We start from the raw sequence: 16767 nt of genomic DNA, 5'->3' as shown, positions 1-16767 counted from the left end.
CGTCACCCCTTCTGCCCGCAGATCCCGCCCGCACACACCACCAGCCCACCACCCCGAGTCCTACAAGGAGCACGTCGATGCGTGACACCACCATTCTCCGCGCCATCCAGGCCTGGACGGTTCGCCAACCCGACGCACCGGCGTTGATCTGTCACGACCTCTCGCTGACCTGGAGCGAACTGAGCGTCGCGATGGATCGGGCCGCCGCGCATCTCGTGTCTTCGGGCGTGCGGCCCGGCGACCGGGTGGGGGTCCTCGGCGGCCTCTCCGTGGAGTGGGCGATCGCCGCTCTGGGGGCGATCCGGGCGGGAGCCCTGCTGTGCCCACTGAACGAGCGGCACAAGGCCGTCGAACTGGGCGAGGTTTATCAGAAGCTGACCCCGAGAGTCGTGGTCACCGCGGCGGCCAACCGCGAGACCGCGGAAGCGGCCTGCACCGGCATCACCGAGCCGCCCCGGATCCTCGATGCCCGGACGATGTACACCACCGATCTGGACGCGCCCCTGCCCGCTCCCTCGACCGATCCGGCCGACGCGGTGTGCATCATTCCGACGTCCGGGTCGACCGGACTGCCGAAGGGCGTCGTCTACACCCACGAATCGCTGCTCGGCGCGTTCTTCGAGTGGTCGCTGCAGGCGCCCGAACTCATGGGCGCGCGCACCCTGAACCTCAGCTCGATGTCGTTCGCCGCAGGCCTGCTCAACGGATTCCTCGCACCGCTGGTTCTCGGCGGCAGCATCGTGATGCTGCCCAAGTGGGATCCGCAGGTCGCGATGTCGCTCATCGCGTCCGAAGGTGTGGCGACGATGGCGGGCACCACCATCTTCTTCGAGCAGATGGCAGCGCTCCCATCGTTCGAGTCCACCGATCTCTCGTCGCTGAAGGTGGTGTTCATCGGCGGAAACCCGGTGACTCTCAGTCTCATCGAATCCTGGTCCGCGAAGGGAGTCGGCCTGCGCCAGGCGTACGGGCTCACCGAGTCGCTGTCGATGGTCACCTTCCCCACCGTCGAACTGTCCATTCGCAAACCGGAATCGGTCGGCTTCGGCGGCATCCTCACCGCCGTCGAGATCATGGGCCTCGACGGGACACCCTGCCCTGCGGGAACACCGGGTGAGATCTGGGTCTCCGGCCCCGGCGTCGCCCGAGGCTACTGGCAGGACGACGCGCTCACCGAGCAGACGTTCGCAGGGGGATGGCTGCGCACCGGCGACGTCGGCGTCAAGGACGACGAAGGCGCGATCCGGGTCGTGGGCCGCACCAAGGACGTCATCATCTCGGGCGGGATGAACATCTACGCCGCGGAACTCGAACGCGCCGTCCTCGAACTGCCTGCCGTGCTCGAGGCTGCGGTCATCGGCGTCTCCGACGACGAATTCGGTGAAACCCCGGCCATTCTGATTCGCACGGCCGGTGAGGTCCCCACCGGCGAGATCGTCGAACACTGCCGGAATCGGCTCTCGAACTACAAGGTGCCCCGTTATGTCGTGTTCCGGGACAGCCCGCTGCCGCGCACATCGAGCATGAAGATCGACAAACGGATCCTGCGAGCCGAATACGCCGACCTGTCCGAGCACCACGATCGCATCGGACGAACCGCGTCCTAGAGCCGCCTCGCACCACAAGTGTCCATCGCGAACGAGTTGGAGTTATTCATCATGACCATCGACAACGACATGCAGACCGTGCGGGACCGCGCACTGCGGAAGCTGCTGACGCACCTCAGCGATTCCGTCACCGACCAGTGGGACGAGATCGCACCGTTCCAGTCTTCCGACTACCACGATCCGGCGCTGGCCGAACTCGAACGGGACCGCATCTTCGGTGAAGTGCCGTTCATCGTCGCGCACAGCACCGAACTCGCCGGCAAGAACGATTTCATCTCCGTCGAACTGCCGCGCAACAAGGCCATCGTCATCCGGCAGAAGGATGGCAGCGTCAAAGCGTTCGTCAACGCGTGCCGGCATCGCGGCGCCGAACTGGTGACCGAGGAATCCGGCAAGTGCCGGATCTTCTCGTGCCCGTATCACCGGTGGTCGTACGATCCGGACGGCCGGCTGCGGAACGTGACCCTCGACAACACTTTCGGTGACTTCGACCGGTCCCGGTTCGGCCTCGTCGAGCTTCCCGTCGAGGAGCGTCACGGCTTCGTCTGGATCATCGACAACGCCCGACGGGAAATCGACGTCGCGGCGTGGCTCGGCCCCGAGATGGACGGGATTCTCGCCGGGTTCGGCATCGACCGTCTGGTCAGCATCGATCCGCACACCTATCGCCGCCCGACCAACTGGAAGATCATGCAGGACGGGTTCCTCGACAACTACCACGTCAAGTATGCGCATCCCAACACGGCAGGAAAGATGCTGCACACCAACGCCGTTGCCATGGAGGACTACGGCCGGCACTTCTGGTTCCTGACCAGCCGGAAGAGCATCGACCAGTTCATCGGCCAAGACGTGACGTGGGATCCGTCGATGGTGAACCACACCATCGAAAGTTGCTTTCTCGCACCGAACACCATGCTGCTCAAGCACGCGACCCACATCGAGCTTCTCACGTTCCGTCCGGTGGGGGCAGATCCGAACGAGTCCATCATGCAGATGCGGGTGATGGCCCCGACGGTCGAGGACAGCGGGCTGGCCGAGGAACACTGGGAGAAACGGTGGAAGAAGAATTGGGACATCCTCATCTCGATCCTCCACGACGAGGACTTCCCCATCCTCGACGGTTCGCAACGTGTGCTGTCGAGCATGGATGCGGGAACGATGTTGCTCGGCCGGAACGAACTGGCCAGCCACCTCTTCCGGCGGGAAGTGCGCCGGCTCGTCGAGACGGCGCCGGAGGTGTGAGGATGCCCGCCGCGTTCGAGGACACCGAGCCCGACCTGATCTCGCTCCGCAGCTACGACGGTCCCCCATCACAGGGCACCGCCCCTCTGTTCCGGGCGGCGCGCGACGCCGATGCGGAGATGGGATTCTCCGCACCGGACCAGTCCTTTTCGGGGTCCTCGGCGCGCTACCTGACCGCCGAGGTCCGCACCCTTCTGCATCGGTGGACAACCGCCGCGCCGAGTGCACCCGTGCTCGCCGCGGTGGTCACCGCGCGGGAACTGGGATCGTCGCTGTGGGCCGTGGACATCGTGGTCGACCCGCAATTCCGGTCGATGGGCGTCGCCACCGCCGTCTTCGAGACCGTCGGTGCCGACCTGTCGGGGCTGCCCGCACCGTTCGGGACCACCGACGGTGCAACGTTCGTCGGGTGCTCCTACGGCTCGCATCCGGCGTCCGGCCGGCTGGCGCGACGATTCGGCGCACAATTCGGGGGCCGGCGCGACAGGCTCCTCCTGCCGTCCCGTTCCGACTACGCCGCGTCCCGCATGGCCCGCGCCCCGCAACCGCCGTTCGTAGTGACTGCGGACGCCGGCCCCGACACCGGTACGCCGTCCGTGTGGCGGCACTTCGAGGAGGCCGACGCCACCGACACGAGGCTGTGCATCACCGACGCCGACGGGTCAGTCGCAGGCCACGTCCGGGTCGGCCTGACCGACGAACCGCATCGCGCCGGCCTACTTCGCCTCGACGTCGACGCCGACAGTCGGGACCGGTCGGTGGGCGTCGTCCGGACCGCGATCGAGCACCTCTGGGCACGCGGCTGTGTCTCCATCGAAACCAGCGTCGACGCAACCGATGCCACCACACTCGACGTGCTCAGGTCCGCCGCCTTCCAGCACGACCGGAGCGACGCCCTGTTCATACTCGGGTAGGCCGGCACAGCTGACCGCAGAAAGCGGTGCCCCGTCGCCGGGGCGCCGCTTCGTCAGCACGTTCGGTGGTTCAGGGTGGTCAGTAACTCGGCACCGAGGCGCCGATGGCTTCGGCCGCCGCGGCGACGGTGTCGCGCTGTGAACCGGCGACCATGAGCGACACGAGGTCGAACACCACGGTAGCGGCTGCGACACAGGTGATCTCGGCATGGTCGTAGGCCGGGGCCACCTCGACGACGTCGGCGCCGACGACGTTGAGCCCGGTCAGCTGACGCAGCATCCGGAGCAGTTCGCGGGATGTCAGGCCACCCGCTTCGGGTGTGCCGGTTCCGGGGGCGAACGCGGGGTCGAGGACGTCGATGTCGATCGACACGTACACCGGGACGTCACCGACGCGCCGGCGGACCACGTCGACGGCCGCCTCGATGCCCATCACGTCCAGATCGCCTGCGCGGATGATCCGGAATCCCATCCGCGCGTCGTCGTTCAGGTCGGCCTGGTCGTAGATCGGACCGCGGATTCCGACGTGAATGGAGTGGTCCTCGACCAGAAGACCCTCTTCGAACGCGCGCCGGAAGATCGTCCCGTGCGTCACCGGCTGACTGAAGTAGGTGTCCCAGGTGTCGAGGTGAGCGTCGAAGTGCACCAGGGCAATCGGTCCGTGCTTGGCGTGCAGCGCCCGCAGATTCGGCAGGGCGATCGTGTGGTCGCCGCCGATCGAGACGATCTTGCGGTCGCCGGCGCCGAGAATCTCGGCGGCGTGTGCCTCGATCTGCCGACAGGCCTCGCCGATGTCGTACGGCGTGACCGTCACGTCACCGGCGTCGACGACCTGCACTTCTTCGAGCGGTGCGACGCCGAGTTCGACGTGGTAGCCGGGACGGAGTGCCCGCGCCGCCTGCCGGACGGCCATGGGGCCGAACCGGGCGCCGGGCCGGTACGACGTGCCGCCGTCGAAGGGGACACCGAGGATCGCGATGTCGTAGTCGTCGACCTCGTGGATGTCGGCGATGCGGGCGAACGTGCCCTTGCCGGCGTAGCGGGGAACCTGGGTTGCGGGCAGTGCACCGACGAGGGATTCTCTGGGCTGGGGCATGGCTGTCTCTCCTGTACTCGGGAAGGTTCTTGTCAGGTCAGGCGCGGGTCACGGGCGCCGGGTCGGGATCGTCGGATTTCTCTACTTCTGACTCGGTTTTCGATGCGGTGTCCGTCAGCGACGCGCCGCGGGTTTCCGGTGCGAGGAAAATGGAGGCCACGAGCCCGATGAGCGTGACAACCGCTCCGATCATGAGTGCGCCGCTCGCGCCGAAGCTGATCAGCGCCATCGGCATCAGATAGGTGCCGGCGGCGGACCCGATTCGGCTGATCGCGGTGCCGACACCGACCGCAGTGGCTCGAACCTCGGTGGGGAACAACTCGTTCGGGTAGACCACCTCGAGGAAGCTCGAGGCACCGGAGCCGATCGCGAAGACTGCGAGGGCCAGGAAGAAGATCTCCGCCGGAACGTCCGGGATCAGGGCGGGGACGGCCAAAGTGACACCGATGACGGCGAACGACCCGATCAGCAGTTTGCGTCGTCCGATCTTCTCGACCAGCCACAGACCGGGTATGCCGCCGACCACGAACAGGACCGCGATGATGAGGGAACCGCCGTAGAGGTTGGCGTCGCCGTACAAACCGAAGGATTCGAGCAGGTCGGGGGCGAACGTGTACACCGCGAACAGGGGGATCACCTGGGCGGTCCAGAAGATCGCCACGAAGATGGTGCGCTCGAGGTACGGCTTCTGGAACACCCGCATGAACGACGTGCTCACCACTGGCTCTTCGGGCAGGTCCGCGACACCGTACTGCTCGCCGTAGACGAGCTTGATCGACTTGTCGGCCTCGGCCATGCGCCCCTTGCTCATCAGCCACCGCGGCGACTCGGGTGTACCCATCCGGGCGAGCAGCGTGATGACGGCGAAGATGGCGGGACTCGCGAGGAGGAAGCGCCAGGCATCCGGGCCGAGATCCTTCGCCAGGTAGCCGACGATGTAGGCAGCGGCGGCACCGACCGCCCACACCACGAACATGGCACCGAGCAGCCGGCCGCGCTGCCGTTTGGGCAGGAATTCCGCCAGCAGTGACGTGGCGATCGGGTAATCGGCGCCGATCGCGACACCGAGCAGGAAGCGCAGCAGAATGACCTGCCAGGCCTCACCGCAGAACGCGGAGAGGACGGAGAACACCGCGAGCGCGACCAGGTCGGCGATATACATGAAATGCCGGCCGATCTTGTCGGTCACGTAGCCGAACACTCCGCCGCCGACGAAGATCCCGACCAAACTTGCCGCACCGATCAATCCGATCTCGGTGGTGCTCAGGCTCATCGCCGGTTCCATGGTGATGAGCGCGACGCCGATGATCGACAACGCGAATCCGTCGATGAACGGCCCGCCGGAGGAGAACGCTGTCAGCTTCTTGTGGAAGGAGGTCAACGGTGCATCGTCTATGAGATGACCGGTACTAGTCATTGGGGCTCCTGGACTGGATGAAGTGCGGGTGTTGCCGTTTGTGACGTCCAACACAGAATGCCTGGCCGTTTGGGCGGAACACGAGTAGCCAATGCGCAAAACCAGTGGTTACGCTTTATTCGATCGCACAAACCTGATTGGGCATTGACGCAGAGGAGGCTCCGTGGCTGTCACGGTCGGTGAGCTGGTGGAGATCCCGCATCTGCGCCTGGAGGTGTATTCCGGGGCGTCCGGACTCGGTCGCGAGGTCACCTGGACCCACACCTCCGACCTGCCCGAACCGTGGCGATGGGTCACCGGCGGCGAGTTCCTGATGACCAACGGCATGTCGTTCCCGAAGTCGGCGAAGGAGCAGGCCGACCTGGTCCGGCACCTCGCGGACGCCGGTGTGGCCGGGCTGGGCATCGGCGAGAACATGTACTGCCCGCGACTGACGGCCGCGTTCACACGCACCAGCGACGAACTGGGCTTCCCGGTCCTGTGGATCCGGTATCCCCTCCCCTTCGTCGCCATTTCCCGGTCGGTGGCCGAAGCCACCCTCCTCGACCAGTCGCATCGCCTCGCTCGCACCGTCCGGATCTACGACCTGATCCGCAGGCACACCGCCCGCGGCGCGGCGCCCGCCGACCTTCTGTCCGCACTCGCACGCGAACTGGGTTGCGAGATCCAGGTGTGCGACCGCGCCACCGGGGAGCCCTGGTTTCCGGGCACGACCCCGCTGGACCCGACAATCAGCGACGCCGTGGTGGCGTTGTCCGAGGCGTCGAAGAACGTGGCGGGCGGCGCGTACGGACTTCCGTCGGTCGGCGACCGGGCGGCAATGCTCACCGACATCCCACGCCACGCCGGCGCCGCACTCGTCACGCTCAGCGATCCGCGGGTCGGTGTCGACCCGATCCAGCTTCAGCACGCTGCCACCGTCGTCGCCATCGAACTGTCCCAGACACAGTTGATGCTCGAACACGAACGCCGGTACGGTTCAGGGCTTCTCACCCAGATGCTCGAAGGGCGCATGGACATCGCCGGGGTCACCGCCCAACTCGCCGATCTCGGCTTGAAACCCGAATCCGCCGTGTTGGTGGCGGCGCGCAGCGAAGAGCCGGAGCGCATGCTCGAACTGCACAATTCGCTGTGGCGGCACACGCTCCCGTACCTGTGCCTGGTGCGTATGGGTACCGCGCACGTCCTGGTGCCCGACGGCCCGGGCACCGACTCGGTGCTGTCCCGCGCGCTGGGCCCGACCGCCCGCATCGGTATCAGCCGAACCGTCGGGTCCCTCGCGCGTTTTCAGGATGCGGCCCGGGAGGCCGCGTGGGCGCTGTCGATCGCCGAACGACGCGAGACGGTCGTGTCCCGGTACGGCAGCGCCGTCCCCTGGGTCGGGCTGTCGAGCGTGGCCGACGCACAAACCCTGGTGGACAGGATCCTGCGCCCGGTTCTGGACTACGACGAACAGCACAACTCGAGGCTCGTCGAAACGCTCGACGCGTTCCTGCAGAACCAGCGGTCGTGGCAGCAGACCGCGCAGGCAATGCACATTCACCGGCAGACGGTCATGTACCGCATCCGCAAGGTCGAGGCGCTGACGTCCCGCGACCTGGCGGACACCAATTCACTGTCGGAACTCTGGCTCGCCGTCCGCGCGGCGGAACTGCTCTACACCCGCGACAGCGACCGGTCGGAGTCCAAGCCGGCGACGTGACCAGCGCCTATTCTGTCAATACATACGTACGTATTGTCAGGCGAGCCGCACCCGCACCGGCACCGATTCCCACGACCGCAGTGTGTTGTTGAGGTGCCGGCGCACCGGCCCGGCGATCTCCAGCGACTCCACCCGGGATGCGAGCGCCGTCAGCAGCGCCTCCGATTCGAGGCGGGCGACGTGCTGGCCGACGCACTGGTGGATGCCCATCCCGTACCCGACGTGCCCGGACGGATTCCGGCCGAGATCGAACACGTCCGGATTGTCCCACCGGCGCGGATCGCGGTTCGCGGCGCCGAGGAACATCAGGATCTTCCTGCCGTCCGGGATCACCGTGCCGCCGATCTCGGTGTCACTCGTGGCTGTGCGGAAGAACGTCTGGACCGGCGACTCCCACCGGACGGCCTCGTCGAACGCCGTCCGGGCCAGCGTGCGATTCTCGCGCAGCCTCGCCCACTGCTCCGGATGCCGCGCGAACGCGTAGAGCACGGCCGCGAGCCCGTTGACCGTGGTGTCCACCCCTGCCGTCAGCAGCGAGCGCACGGCGAGGGGCGCCTGCTCGTACGTTATGTCGCCGCGGTCCGCCGCCGCCCAGATCTGCGCACCGAAGCCGTCGCCGGTGAGCGCGTCGCGCGCGCACTGCTCGCTGACCCAGCCGGACAGTTCGGCCACCCGGGGCGCACCCTTCTCCACCAGGCTGTTGACCGGACCGAACGCGTTGAAGGCGTGGTCGCCGTACGGCAGCAGGTTCTCCCTTCCGGTGCGGGAGATGCCGACGGCATCCGGGAAGACTCGCAGCGGAAACGCGGCAGCGAGGTCGGTGACCGCGTCGAATTCGGTTGCGTTCGAGAGCAACTGGTCGACGAGGACATCCGCGTCCTGAATCCACGACGCCCTGAGCTTCTGCAGTGCGCGCGGACCCAGGATCTTGCTCAGCACCGCCCGCGGGGCGTCGTGGTGCGGCGGGTCGGCCTCGAGCAGGATGCTCGGGGGACGCCACGGGGTCTCGTACCGGAAGTTGCTCAAACCGACACCGGCGGCGGATTGGAACGACTGCCAGTCGGTCAGCGCGGCATGAACCTGCTCGTAGCGGCCGAGCGCGAAGACGTCGTAGCGCCGCAGGTACACGACCGGGCCCGCATCCCGCAGGTCCGCCTGGAATTGCAGCGGATCCTGCAGGACGTCGAGGGCGAACGGGTCGGCGTCGCTGACGGGCAACGTGGGGGCGGGGGCGAACATCGTCACGGGAAATCCCTTCGCTGGGTGTGTCACGTCTGGGCGTGTCAGAGATCGAGCACGAGGCGGTCGGAGCACGACCGTGAGACGCAGATGAGCATGCAGTCGCCTGGGGATCGCTCGTCGTCGTCGAGGACGGAATCGCGGTGGTCGGGGGCGCCGGCGAGGACGGTCGTCTCACAGGTGCCGCACGTGCCCTCGCGGCACGAGGACAGGACGGTGACCCCGGCCGCCTGCACCGCATCGAGGACGCTGGCGCCGGGAGTCACCGTCACCGCGAGGCCGGAGCGCGCGAGTTCCACCTCGAACGATTCGTCGCGCAGCGGAGCGCCCCGGTCCTGCGGCACGAAACGCTCGGTCCGCAGCGAGCCCACACGCCATTCGGCGCAACATTTTTCGACGGCCGCGAGCAGCGGCCCGGGTCCGCACACGTAGACCTTCGCGTCGGCGGCGGCCGCGTCGGCGAGGTACGCAGGCAGGTCGGGATGGCCCTGCTCGTCGCGGGGCACGACGACCACCCGGTCGCCGTAACCGGCGAGTTCGTCCCGGAACGCCATGGACGTCCGGGTGCGGCCGCCGTACAGGAGTTGCCAGTCGATTCCCATCAGTTCCGCCTGGCGGATCATCGGCAGCAGCGGGGTGATTCCGATGCCGCCGGCGACGAACAGGTACCTCGGCGCGGGAACGAGCCGAAAGTTGTTGCGCGGACCACCGACCCCGACGAGATCGCCCTCGGCCAGTTCGTCGTGGACGTACGCGGACCCGCCGCGGCCTGCGGGTTCCCGCAGCACCCCGACCCGGTAGGTGTGCGCGTCCCAACGGTCACCGCACAGCGAGTACTGGCGGGTCAGCCCGTTCGGGAGCATCAGGTCGATGTGGGCGCCGGGCGCCCAGTCCGGCAGCCGCCGGCCGTCCGGATGCCGCAAGGTCAGCGCTACGACACCCTCCGCGACAACATGTTTGGCGACAACTCGCAGCGCCGCGTCCGCTGGCGTACCGGAAGAAACCGGGTTCTGTGGCATCTCGACTCCTCGATCTCGCGTTTGTTCGAGGATCTTCCGAGGGGGGTCCGAGCCGCCAGAGCATTTTCAATAGTTGAAAGTCGAGACCGTAATCAGGGTCACTTCCCCGGGCGAATTTCCGGTGCCGTCACACGCTCGAGCCCGTCCAGAACGAGATCGAGCCCGGTCTGCGTGACCGGACTCCCGTACCCGTTGCGCCTCGCCGGGTACGGCTTCCGCAGGCCCAAGGTCGCCGTTCCCGGGATGGACCTCGCCGGGCGCGTCGAGGCGGTCGGCGACGGCGTCAGCGGATTCCGGCCCGGCGACGACGTCTTCGGCATCGGCACCGGGACGTTCGCGGAGTACGCGTGCGCGCCCGCGGCCAAACTCGCACACAAGCCGGCCGACCTGACGTTCGTGCAGGCCGCGGCGATCGCGATCTCCGGCCTCCCGGCGCTGCAGGCGGTACGCGACCACGGCAAGATCGCGGCGGGGCAGTCGGTGCTGATCCTCGGCGCCTCCGGCGGCGTGGGCACGTTCGCCGTGCAGATCGCCAAGGCGTACGGCGCGGAGGTCACCGGCGTATGCAGCGCCGCGAAGGTCGACCTGGTCCGGTCGATCGGCGCCGACCACGTCGTCGACTACACCCGCGAAGACGTCACCCGGCTCGGGCGACGCTACGACGTCGTCCTCGACATCGGCGGCAACACGTCCCTGTCGCGGTTGCGCCGGGTCCTCACTCCGCGCGGGAGACTTGTCATCGTCGGCGGCGAGACGGACGGACGGTGGCTGGGCGGCACGGATCGCCAACTCCGCGCACTGGCGCTGTCCCCCTTCTCGCGTCGGACGCTGTGCGTGTTCGTCTCGAAGGAGGACGGCGCCGACGTGCGCGTGCTCCGTGACCTCGTCGAGTCGGGTGACGTCACACCGGTGGTCGAGCGGACCTACCCACTGGGCGAGGCCGCGACGGCCCTCCGCCGCCTCGTCGACGGGCAGGTGCGCGGAAAGGTCGTACTCTCGGTGTCTGCCGACTGACGTCCTAGGTGTGCGCCCGTCGGCTGATGTCCTTGTCGACCGCGGTGGCGATGTCGTGCACGAGCCGGGAGTGCCAGTGTTTGTGGGCCTCGAGATCCGCGGTGAGGGCGTGGCAGTCCGGGCATTCCAGCGGGTTGGGTTGTGCGGTGCTTTCCATGGCGCTGCGCTTTCCGGGAGAAGTGGTTCCGATTCCACCGTGGCACGGGCGGGTCGGATAGTCCACCGAGCCGGCGGGCTACTTCGACGCGGTCGCCATCACCCGGGTGATGCCCTTCGCCGCCGCCTGCAGCGCGGGGATCTGCGCGTACGCCTTCTCGTCGTTCGGCACGACGACCGACAGCGCGGCGACCACCTTGCCGGTGCCGTCCCGCACCGGAACCGCGACACCCGTCGTGTCCGGGTACAGGTGACCGGCACAGAGGATGTAGCCGTGCCTGCGCACGTCCGCCAGCACTCCGCGCAACTGTCGTGGGGTACGAATCGTCTTGTCGGTGAACACCTTCAACGGCTCCCCCAGGATCCGCTCCTGGAGCTCCGACGGTCCGTGCGCGAGCAGGATCAGCCCGGACGAGGAGACGTGCAGCGGCATCCGGCCGGCGATGCGCGTGTAGTTGACGACGGCTCCCGGCGCCGTGAGCCGCTCGATGAACAGCACCTCGTCGCCCTCGAGGACACCGAGCTGCGTGTGCTGCCCGACGACGGCGTGCAGGTCCTCCATGAACGGCATCGCCGCCTCCCGGAGCCCGAGGGTCGGGGACGCCCGCGACGCGACCTCCCACAGTCGGACCCCGATCCGCACCTTCCGGTCCTCACGCTCGAGCCAGCCGCACCCCACCAGTTCGTCGATCAGCCGCGACGTGGTGGAGATGTGGAGACCGGACCGCCGGGCGATCTCGGACACCGTGAGCAGCGAATCGTCCGAACGGAACGATTCGACGATCCGCACCGTCCGGGCCAGGACGGACTCGCCGGTGTGCACACGTGCCATGCCTTCAGTGTGCACACCGGCCGGGGCTCAGCGCAGATCGCGCCGCCGGAACGCCGCCACACCTACCGCGATCAGCGCGGCCGTGATCAGCAGCAGCCACCCGATCGGCGCCCATTCGAACTGGCCGCCCGGCAGCTTCGGGGCGTGGCTGAACGGCTCGAGATTCAGCACCGCCTGCGGGAACTGCGCGATCGACCCCACCATGAAGATCAGCAGGAACGCAACGAGCACTCCCCACGCCACCGGTGTGAACCGCGGAACGACACCGAACAGCAGGACCGTCACTCCGGCCAGCATCCAGATCGCGGGAAGCTGCACGAGCGCCGCCCCGACCACACGTGGCAGGGCCCCACCCACATCGCCGATGGATGCACCGTAGGTGAGTCCGGCGGCCACCCCGGCCACCACCATCGCGACCGCCGGACCCAGCAACGCGAACAGGATGTGGCTCGACGCCCACCGGACCCGGCCGACGGAACCGGCGGTCACGGGTTCGAGACGCTGGGCGTTCTCCTCCGAATACAGGCGCAGCGACGCGGAGATCGCGTAGGCCGCGGCCGCGATGGCGAGCATGGTGAACGCGTAGCCGATGAACGATTCCTCCAGCGACTGCGACCCACCCATCCGCAGGATGATGTCCCGGATCGTCTGACTGTTGCCGACCTGGCCGCCGACGCCCTTGGCGGCGCTGCCTATCAGCAGGCCGTACAGTCCGAGCCCGGCGGTCCAGGCCGCGAGCGTGCCGCGGTGCATCCGCCACGCCAGTCCCAGGGTTCCGGCGAGCGCAGGCGATGCGTCGGTGGGTCCGGGTCGTTCGGCGATCAGGCCGGCCCCGACATCGCGTCGGCGCAGGAGAGCGTATGCCGCCCAGGTGAGTACGGCCGCCGTGACGAGGCTGGGGATGACGACCCACCAGCGTTCGTCGGCGTACGGACGGATCTGCAGTGCCCAGCCGAGCGGCGAGAACCACGACAGGGTGCCGCTGCCGGCGTCACCGACCGCGCGCAACGCGAACGCGACGCCCAGCACCGTCAACGCGATGCCGCGCGCGACGCGGGCGCCGGTACTCACTTGCGCCGCAACGGCCGCCACCGCTGTGAACACCAGACCGGAGCAGGCCAGCGACGTCCCGAAGGCGACCGAGCCGCCCACCGGAAGGTCGCGGGCGAGTAGCGCTGCCGCACAGAGAATCCCGGTGACCACGGAGGCACCGCCGGCGAGGATCAACGCCGCGGTCAGACCCGAATACCGTCCGACGGCGGTGGAGTCGAGAAGCTCGGCCCGGCCGGTCTCCTCCTCGGCGCGGGTGTGCCGGATGACCGTCAGGATCACCACCAGCCCGATCAGCGTGTAGTAGATGCCGGCCTTCCAGACCCCCACCGAACCCAGGCTGGAGTTGAAAATCGGCCCGTACATGGCGATCTGCGCGGGGCTGGCCGCAGTGGTGGCCGCGAACTCCGCCAGGTCGGCCGGCGAGGTGTAGATGTCGGCGATGCTCGCGACGTACAGCGCGGGCGCGAACGCGAAGATCAGCACCCACAGGGGCAGCGCGATCCGGTCCCGGCGCAGGAACAGCCGCAGAAAGTGCAGCGTCCCCTTGAAATCCGAGGTAGATACCGGCGCCGGTTCCACGGGCCGGAACCGGGACACCGTTGCGGTAGTCATGCCCGCACCTTCTCCGCCGTGTCGGACGACGCCGTCGGGCCGTCGTCGATCTCGTAGTGCCGCAGGAAGAGTTCTTCGAGGGTCGGGGGCTTGCTGACGAGGCTCCGCACCCCGGTGTCGCCGAGCACCCGGATGAGTTCGCCGAGATGTTCGCTGTCGACCTGACAGTGCAGCGTCGACCCGTCGAACTGGATGTCCGCCACGCCGTCGATGCGACTCAGATCGCCGGGATCACCGAGAAGTTCGGCGGTGATCGACGTGCGGCTGAGGTGCCGCATCGACGCCAGCGTCCCCGATTCGACCGTCCGCCCCGACCTGATGATGGTGACCCGCTCGCACAGCGCCTCCACCTCGGACAGGATGTGACTGGACAGCAGCACGGTGACCCCGCGGTCGCGGGCCTCGCCGACGCACTCGCGGAACACCTGTTCCATCAACGGATCCAGCCCGGAAGTCGGTTCGTCGAGCAGCAGCAGGCGGGCGTCGGACGAGAACGCCGACACCAGGGCCACCTTCTGCCGATTGCCCTTCGAATACGCCCGCCCCTTCTTCCGCGGGTCGAGGTCGAAACGCTCGATCAGATCCTTCTTGCGGGTCTCGTCCAGTCCGCCGCGCATCCGCGCGAGGAGGTCGATGGTCTCGCCGCCGGACAACGACGGCCACAGTGTCACGTCGCCGGGGACGTACGCCATATCGAGGTGCAGGGCGACGGCGTCGCGCCACGGATCGCGGCCGAACACGGTGGCCTCACCGCTGTCGGCGTGCAGGCTTCCGAGGAGGACGCGGATGGTGGTGGACTTGCCTGCCCCGTTCGGCCCGAGGAACCCGTGCACTTCCCCTTCGCCGACCTCGAGGTCGAGTCCGTCGAGCGCCCGGGTTCGTCCGAACGTCTTCACCAGGTTGCGCACTTCGATGATCGCGCTCATAGCTGCTCCTAGTTCGGGGAGTCGGTATGTTCTGGGGCTGCCGCGCCCGCCTGCGCGGCGCCGTCTTCGGTGGCCAGATATGCCTCGAGCATCGACGAATCCGGCAGCAGACCCTCCGTGTACATCTCGAGGGCGGGCAGCGTGACGTCGGTGGCGAGGTCGCGGATGGCGGTTGCGTAATCGAGCGGAACTTCCTTGTCGGCGCGCATCTGCAGGTACAGCAGCATCGCGCCGACGTTGTAGAGCGTGAGGTAGCGGGCCCGCGCCGCCGGATTGCGGCTGGGCCGGACAGCCCCGGTCGCCACTCCCAGTTCGAGGTACTGGCTGGTGTCTTCCACCATGTGCTCGAAGAGGGATTCGCCGAGACCGCCGCCCGCCTGGAAACTCCGCACGATATACGCGACGAGTGGGGCGTATTGCTCGATGTCGGCGAGGGCCTGCATCGCTCCCGCGGGCCCGGGCGTCGATATGGCCTCCGCCTTCTGCTCCCGGATGATCCGCAGGACGTGCTCGTCGCATTCGGCGCGCAGGCCGTCCTTCGAACCGAAATGGTGGATGACCAGGCCGGGTGACACCCCGGCGGCGGTGGCGATCGCCCGCACTCCGGTGCCGAAACCGTGGTTGCCGAACACCGTGATGGCCGCGTCGCGCACTCGGGCGCGGGTGGTCATGTCGGGCTGCGGGACCCCGGAAGCGGCATTGGTTGAACGCATGTTTAATACGCTAAACGCGCGTTCAACCGGGCGCAAGGGGTGACGGCGTCAAGATTTCATCAAGGCGGACACAGCCGGGCGCCCGGTGAACACGACGCTCGGGCGGGGGAACCGGTTCCGGGCGCAGGCCTCGTCCAGGGCCTCGTCGACGGCCTCGCGCAGATCGACCCGATCCGCGTCGGCCAGGACCAGCTCCGTCAGGATCACCCCGTAGTCGCGGCGGACCCGTTCCATCAACCCGATCGCGTCGTCGATCGATCCCAAACGGGCGGGGCATCGGAATCCGACCAGCCGCGGTTGTGGCTGTTCCATCACCGCACGCAGCGCGTCCTCGATGCCCGGGCCGTCCGTGCCGAGGGCCGACAGGTCGAGCAGCGTGTTCTGCCGCGACTGTTCGTGGGCGAACTTGTGGGGAAGATGAAGCGTCATCGGAACCTCCTCGATCCCTCGGCGGCCGTGGGTGGGCCGACTCGGGATTCAGTTCCAGATCTACCCCCGTCGAACGAGGTTTCGACCGGTCTTGACACCGATCTGACTCCGGCGACCGCAATCCTGACGCGGTGTTGGCGCGGGCCCTATGCCGTGCCGGCTTTCGCGACCGCGTCCCGGGTGAGACCGGTCAGCTTGTCGACGTTCTCGGGGGTGGCCGGATAGCCGGCCGACGTCACCCCGACGACATATGCGCCGTCGAGTGCGCCGTACCCGATGTGCGTGTCTTCGCCCTGCGTGACGGAACCGGCGAACGCCTTGTCGCCCACATCGGCCGGCGCGGGCAGCGCCACGAATCCCGGGACGACTTCACTCTTGTCGATCGCCTGCTCGAATGCGGTGGAGGCCGCGTCCGGGCTGGGGTACTGATCCACCGAGATGGTGACCCTTCGCCCGTCTCCGTCTTCGTAGATCACCATTCTCGTCGCATCGGGGGCACCGGCCGCGGTGGAGTTCTCACTCGTCGCGGTCTGTCGCTCGATCTCCGGGAAGTAGTTCTGCACTCCGTCCAGCGCGACGACCACGTCCTCGGGCAAGAGGTTCGCCGCGGACGTCGTCTGGTCCTGCTGCGAGTCGCCATCGGACCCGGAGTCCTGCTGCCCGCACCCGGCCGCAAGCAGGACTCCTGCCAGGACGATCGAGAGGAAGGCAAGACCGCCACGCCAACGCACACCGTGCCGCTCCGTCGATTGCACCACGCCGGATACCCCTAACCGCTCGGGACGAACCACCCGTC

At 67.9% G+C, this 16767-nt stretch carries 16 protein-coding genes; 5 read left to right on the top strand and 11 right to left on the bottom strand.

The annotated features are described in order from the left end of the window. Positions 1-77 precede the first annotated feature (77 nt). From JWS13_RS29200 to JWS13_RS29190, 3 genes are read left to right on the top strand one after another with little or no spacing between them, the layout of a single operon-like run. Complete coding sequence (locus tag JWS13_RS29200; protein WP_206008883.1) at positions 78-1607, top strand: class I adenylate-forming enzyme family protein; 1530 nt, start codon at positions 78-80, stop codon at positions 1605-1607. A 51-nt stretch (positions 1608-1658) separates the two neighbouring features. Next, on the top strand, positions 1659-2849 hold the full coding sequence (locus tag JWS13_RS29195) for an aromatic ring-hydroxylating oxygenase subunit alpha (protein ID WP_241032379.1): 1191 nt from the start codon (positions 1659-1661) through the stop codon (positions 2847-2849). A 2-nt stretch (positions 2850-2851) separates the two neighbouring features. After that, positions 2852-3763 carry a GNAT family N-acetyltransferase gene (locus tag JWS13_RS29190; protein ID WP_206008882.1) on the top strand — a complete coding sequence of 304 codons (912 nt, stop codon included), beginning with the start codon at positions 2852-2854 and terminating at the stop codon, positions 3761-3763. A 79-nt stretch (positions 3764-3842) separates the two neighbouring features. Here JWS13_RS29190 and speB read toward each other — a convergent pair whose 3' ends face one another. Both speB and JWS13_RS29180 read right to left on the bottom strand, forming a co-directional pair. Beyond that, on the bottom strand, positions 3843-4859 hold the full coding sequence (gene speB / locus JWS13_RS29185; protein ID WP_206008881.1) for an agmatinase: 1017 nt from the start codon (positions 4857-4859) through the stop codon (positions 3843-3845). A 37-nt stretch (positions 4860-4896) separates the two neighbouring features. Further along, entirely contained in the window at positions 4897-6276 is a 1380-nt protein-coding gene (locus JWS13_RS29180) for an MFS transporter (RefSeq protein WP_206008880.1), read from the bottom strand. Between the two features lie 163 nt (positions 6277-6439). On the opposite strand from JWS13_RS29180, the gene JWS13_RS29175 reads away from it, so the two are divergent. After that, positions 6440-7978 carry a PucR family transcriptional regulator gene (locus tag JWS13_RS29175; RefSeq protein WP_206008879.1) on the top strand — a complete coding sequence of 513 codons (1539 nt, stop codon included), beginning with the start codon at positions 6440-6442 and terminating at the stop codon, positions 7976-7978. A 36-nt stretch (positions 7979-8014) separates the two neighbouring features. Here JWS13_RS29175 and JWS13_RS29170 read toward each other — a convergent pair whose 3' ends face one another. Then, the gene (locus JWS13_RS29170; protein WP_206011776.1) at positions 8015-9217 is read right to left on the bottom strand and encodes a cytochrome P450; all 1203 of its coding nucleotides are present in this window, start codon (positions 9215-9217) and stop codon (positions 8015-8017) included. A 44-nt stretch (positions 9218-9261) separates the two neighbouring features. Beyond that, positions 9262-10236 carry a PDR/VanB family oxidoreductase gene (locus JWS13_RS29165; RefSeq protein ID WP_206008878.1) on the bottom strand — a complete coding sequence of 325 codons (975 nt, stop codon included), beginning with the start codon at positions 10234-10236 and terminating at the stop codon, positions 9262-9264. A 171-nt stretch (positions 10237-10407) separates the two neighbouring features. Between JWS13_RS29165 and JWS13_RS29160 the strand changes: the two genes are divergently transcribed. Then, the gene (locus JWS13_RS29160) at positions 10408-11250 is read left to right on the top strand and encodes an NAD(P)-dependent alcohol dehydrogenase (RefSeq protein ID WP_241032378.1); all 843 of its coding nucleotides are present in this window, start codon (positions 10408-10410) and stop codon (positions 11248-11250) included. Positions 11251-11254: 4 nt separating this feature from the next. On the opposite strand, the gene JWS13_RS29155 is transcribed toward JWS13_RS29160, so the two are convergent. The 7 genes from JWS13_RS29155 to JWS13_RS29125 all read right to left on the bottom strand — a co-directional run bounded on the left by JWS13_RS29155 (position 11255) and on the right by JWS13_RS29125 (position 16729). Beyond that, on the bottom strand, positions 11255-11407 hold the full coding sequence (locus JWS13_RS29155) for a hypothetical protein (RefSeq protein WP_206008877.1): 153 nt from the start codon (positions 11405-11407) through the stop codon (positions 11255-11257). Between the two features lie 78 nt (positions 11408-11485). Next, entirely contained in the window at positions 11486-12238 is a 753-nt protein-coding gene (locus JWS13_RS29150; RefSeq protein WP_206008876.1) for an IclR family transcriptional regulator, read from the bottom strand. Between the two features lie 27 nt (positions 12239-12265). Beyond that, a complete protein-coding gene (locus JWS13_RS29145; RefSeq protein ID WP_206008875.1) occupies positions 12266-13903 on the bottom strand; it encodes an ABC transporter permease in 1638 nt (545 codons plus the stop codon). Beyond that, positions 13900-14829, bottom strand: coding sequence for an ABC transporter ATP-binding protein (locus JWS13_RS29140; protein WP_206008874.1), 930 nt, complete (start codon positions 14827-14829; stop codon positions 13900-13902). The genes JWS13_RS29145 and JWS13_RS29140 overlap by 4 nt, the downstream gene beginning before the upstream one ends. An 8-nt stretch (positions 14830-14837) precedes the next feature. After that, entirely contained in the window at positions 14838-15542 is a 705-nt protein-coding gene (locus JWS13_RS29135; RefSeq protein ID WP_206008873.1) for a TetR/AcrR family transcriptional regulator, read from the bottom strand. A gap of 48 nt (positions 15543-15590) precedes the next feature. Further along, positions 15591-15971: a decarboxylase gene (locus JWS13_RS29130; RefSeq protein WP_206008872.1), complete on the bottom strand. Its 381-nt coding sequence runs from the start codon at positions 15969-15971 to the stop codon at positions 15591-15593. A 146-nt stretch (positions 15972-16117) separates the two neighbouring features. Beyond that, positions 16118-16729, bottom strand: coding sequence for a hypothetical protein (locus JWS13_RS29125; protein WP_206008871.1), 612 nt, complete (start codon positions 16727-16729; stop codon positions 16118-16120). Positions 16730-16767 lie beyond the last annotated feature (38 nt).

The organism is Rhodococcus pseudokoreensis (genome assembly GCF_017068395.1).
Taxonomy (GTDB): domain Bacteria; phylum Actinomycetota; class Actinomycetes; order Mycobacteriales; family Mycobacteriaceae; genus Rhodococcus_F; species Rhodococcus_F pseudokoreensis.
Note: the sequence above shows the minus strand (reverse complement) of the source record. Positions and strands in the feature narration are given on the sequence as shown.

Excerpts from the sequence above, each read along its gene's own strand:
- JWS13_RS29200 (WP_206008883.1), top strand. The coding sequence starts at position 78 with ATGCGTGACACCACCATTCTCCGCGCCATCCAGGCCTGGACGGTTCGC.
- JWS13_RS29195 (WP_241032379.1), top strand. The coding sequence starts at position 1,659 with ATGACCATCGACAACGACATGCAGACCGTGCGGGACCGCGCACTGCGG.
- JWS13_RS29190 (WP_206008882.1), top strand. The coding sequence starts at position 2,852 with ATGCCCGCCGCGTTCGAGGACACCGAGCCCGACCTGATCTCGCTCCGC.
- speB (WP_206008881.1), bottom strand. The coding sequence starts at position 4,859 with ATGCCCCAGCCCAGAGAATCCCTCGTCGGTGCACTGCCCGCAACCCAG.
- JWS13_RS29180 (WP_206008880.1), bottom strand. The coding sequence starts at position 6,276 with ATGACTAGTACCGGTCATCTCATAGACGATGCACCGTTGACCTCCTTC.
- JWS13_RS29170 (WP_206011776.1), bottom strand. The coding sequence starts at position 9,217 with ATGTTCGCCCCCGCCCCCACGTTGCCCGTCAGCGACGCCGACCCGTTC.
- JWS13_RS29165 (WP_206008878.1), bottom strand. The coding sequence starts at position 10,236 with ATGCCACAGAACCCGGTTTCTTCCGGTACGCCAGCGGACGCGGCGCTG.
- JWS13_RS29155 (WP_206008877.1), bottom strand. The coding sequence starts at position 11,407 with ATGGAAAGCACCGCACAACCCAACCCGCTGGAATGCCCGGACTGCCAC.
- JWS13_RS29150 (WP_206008876.1), bottom strand. The coding sequence starts at position 12,238 with ATGGCACGTGTGCACACCGGCGAGTCCGTCCTGGCCCGGACGGTGCGG.
- JWS13_RS29145 (WP_206008875.1), bottom strand. The coding sequence starts at position 13,903 with ATGACTACCGCAACGGTGTCCCGGTTCCGGCCCGTGGAACCGGCGCCG.
- JWS13_RS29140 (WP_206008874.1), bottom strand. The coding sequence starts at position 14,829 with ATGAGCGCGATCATCGAAGTGCGCAACCTGGTGAAGACGTTCGGACGA.
- JWS13_RS29135 (WP_206008873.1), bottom strand. The coding sequence starts at position 15,542 with ATGCGTTCAACCAATGCCGCTTCCGGGGTCCCGCAGCCCGACATGACC.
- JWS13_RS29130 (WP_206008872.1), bottom strand. The coding sequence starts at position 15,971 with ATGACGCTTCATCTTCCCCACAAGTTCGCCCACGAACAGTCGCGGCAG.